We start from the raw sequence: 418 nt of genomic DNA on the forward strand, positions 1-418 counted from the left end.
GGGGCATCACTGCCACGGCCTGACGCACCTGTCCTGGGCAGAACGCAAAATTTTTTACCGGGTTTTAGGTAAAAAATTTTGTGGGCTGTTCATTTACCCTGGACAGTCAGTGCGGCAGGTTGTGGCTGTCTATGCCCCCGGCGACAGGGACTCATACGGGTGTGTGGCACCCGGCAGACAATGAGCAGGGACCCGCTGCAACGACGTGAAGCGCGGTTTGCGAAACGGCGTTGCTCCTTACATCCCGGCGTCTTTTTGCCGGGATGCCAGGAGCGCAGGCCACGGCGCGACAAGGGCGGCGCGACCGTTCCGGTCGCTGCAAGCCGGGGGTTTTGCGTCAGGGATGGAAGCCCGCCAGGGCGGAGACAGCTCCGCTGGCTCCGTTCACGACAGCCCGCCCCGCCAGGGGGACGCCCGG

At 63.9% G+C, this 418-nt stretch carries 1 pseudogene; it reads left to right on the plus strand.

Annotated features, from left to right (window positions below):
* Nucleotides 1-180 precede the first annotated feature (180 nt).
* A pseudogene (locus tag E0D98_RS27700) lies at nucleotides 181-418 on the plus strand (hypothetical protein); the annotation flags it as partial.

The sequence above is a fragment of the Escherichia sp. KCJ4928 genome (assembly GCF_004352695.1).
Lineage (GTDB): Bacteria > Pseudomonadota > Gammaproteobacteria > Enterobacterales > Enterobacteriaceae > ECMA0423.